General features: G+C 49.9%; 1 protein-coding gene. It reads left to right on the top strand.

What is annotated here, in order from left to right; translation table 11 throughout:
* The first annotated feature begins 204 nt into the window (after window positions 1-204).
* Entirely contained in the window at window positions 205-1,800 is a 1,596-nt protein-coding gene (tnpC, locus tag CZ367_RS06760; RefSeq protein WP_237581567.1) for an IS66 family transposase, read from the top strand.
* Window positions 1,801-2,654: the final 854 nt, after the last annotated feature.

Genomic DNA, 2,654 nt, shown 5'->3' with positions numbered 1-2,654 from the left:
AGTCCTAAAATCATACGGGCGAGAGCTGGATTTTATGAACTTCGCTGGGACGAATTGGTACTCTATATTGAAGGTATAAATCCTAATTGCTACCGAAGAAAAAGATACAATAAATCTTAGTATTTTCTTGCCAGTGTCAGATATTTTTTGTAATTTTACATCGTATAAAGAACTGATAATGTGATGGATATGCCTTATTGCACAATGACATCTGACTACCATTCTCTCACTCGGGAAGCTGTTGTTAAACTTCTTGAGCAAAGGGATGCTGAGCTTAAGAACAAGGATACTCAACTCAAGAACAAGGATGCTGAGCTTAAGATTAAGGATGCTGAGTTGGAACGAAAGTCCCGTCGTATTCTTGAACTTGAGCGCATGGTATTTGGCAGGCGCAGCGAGAAACGCTTGCCTGAGAGTGCAAGCGGCTGGGCGGGTACGCTTTTTGACGAGCAGTGGGCCAAAGAGGGTTCCCTGGCTCAGGTGGAAGCCCTTCCCATCATCAAGGAGATAAAACAGCAGGCCGGACAACGCAGGTCATCACGCCGTGTGAGCCGTCCTTCCAGAAAGGGTAGGGCCTACGCCTCCTATGTTCCCGAGAATATAGAGCGACAGGTGACGGAGATATATCCAGAGGGTTATGACGCTGAGCGCATGGTCATCATCGGACATGACAGAAGTGAGCATCTGTGTCTGCGTCCCTCATCCTTTTATGTCAGGGTAGAAGATCGTGTCATCTGCCGCCTGAAGGAAGCCCGTCCAACGGATGCGAAGGTCGACATCCTGGAAGCCCCCTTGAAAAAGCAAGCGGTGGATTGTTTTGCCGACGCTTCCCTGCTCGCCGAAATCATCACCGCCAAGTTCGCCTATCACCAGCCCGAGTATAGGCAATGTGAAAGATGGAAGGAACTGGGCGTGAACATCCCCACCTCAACCGTCAACAGTTGGGTTCACGATGCCGCCGATGCACTTTATCCACTTTACAAACTTCAAGTAAGACAGATTCTGCAAAGTCCTTATCTTCAGGTTGACGAGACCAGCGTACAGGTTGCCGACCGCAAAGGAAAGACGCGCAAGGGATACCTGTGGGGTGTGCGTGACGCCATACACTCCCAGGGTGTGTTCTTCCATTGGAAGGACGGGTCGCGGTCGGGCGCTGTGGCAGATGAGCTCTTCAAGGGCTACCAGGGTGCCATACAGTCTGATGGGTATGAGGTCTACAGCAGGTTTGAGAACGTTCAGGGCATCGTGCTGTTAGGATGTATGGCACACGTGAGACGTAAGTTCGAACATCTGGCGGCTGACGATAAGAACGCCGCCCATATCATCGAAACGATAGCCACGCTTTATGAGTTGGAGGAAAACCTCAAACACAAGAAAGCACCACCCGAGGACGTGGAGACAGAACGAAAGGCTAAAGCTTACCCCATTCTTAAGTATTTGGAGACCTATATGTTGGATGTACACAAACAGTACACCCCAGGCGAAGCTATGGAGAAAGCACTGCGTTATGCCTTCGCCGTATGGATACGCATTGGCAGGTATGTGCAGGACGGACGATTCAACATAGACAACAACCTCATGGAACAGGCCATCAGGCCCATCACGCTTGGAAGAAAGAACTACCTGTTCTGTGGTAACAATGAGGGAGCGGAGAACAACGCCGTCTTCTATACCTTCATGGCTTGTTGTAGGGAAGCAGACATAGAGCCATACAAATGGATGAAGGAAGTTCTTTCAAGGCCCCTGCCAGATATGACGGAGGAGGAACTCACGAAAATGCTACCTTCAAACTTCAAATAACAGATAACCCTTATATGCTGCCAGACATATAAGGGTTATTTGTTGGTGTGAAAGGCGGCTAATATTGGATGCTTACGAAACGTCGAACATTCATCCATTCTGGAACTCCTATTGCAGATGCCGAGAATACAGAGATCAAAGACTTGCAGGCAGAGATTGCACGTTTGAAGAAGGAACTGACTCACGAATCACTTCGTGCTGCNGGATGCTGAGCTCAAGGATAAGGATGCTGAGCTCAAGGATAAGGATGCTGAGCTCAAGGATAAGGATGCTGATCTCAAGGATAAGGATGCTGAGCTCAAGGATAAGGAGGCTGAGCTTAAGATTAAGGATGCTGAGCTGGAACGAAAGTCCCGTCGTATTCTTGAACTTGAGCGTATGGTATTTGGCAGGCGCAGCGAGAAACGCCTGCCTGAGAGTGCAAGCGGCTGGGCGGGTACGCTTTTTGACGAGCAGTGGGCCAAAGAGGGTTCCCTGGCTCAGGTGGAAGCCCTTCCCATCATCAAGGAGATAAAACAGCAGGCCGGACAACGCAGGTCATCACGCCGTGTGAGCCGTCCTTCCAGAAAGGGTAGGGCCTACGCCTCCTATGTTCCCGAGAATATAGAGCGACAGGTGACGGAGATATATCCAGAGGGTTATGACGCTGAGCGCATGGTCATCATCGGACATGACAGAAGTGAACATCTGTGTCTGCGTCCCTCATCCTTTTATGTCAGGGTAGAAGATCGTGTCATCTGCCGCCTGAAGGAAGCCCGTCCAACGGATGCGAAAGTCGACATCCTGGAAGCCCCCTTGAAAAAGCAAGCGGTGGATTGTTTTGCCGACGCTTCCCTGCTCGCCGAGATCATCAC

The sequence above is a fragment of the Prevotella ihumii genome (genome assembly GCF_900155655.1).
Taxonomy (GTDB): domain Bacteria; phylum Bacteroidota; class Bacteroidia; order Bacteroidales; family Bacteroidaceae; genus Prevotella; species Prevotella ihumii.
This window is presented reverse-complemented; position numbering and strand designations above follow the sequence as displayed.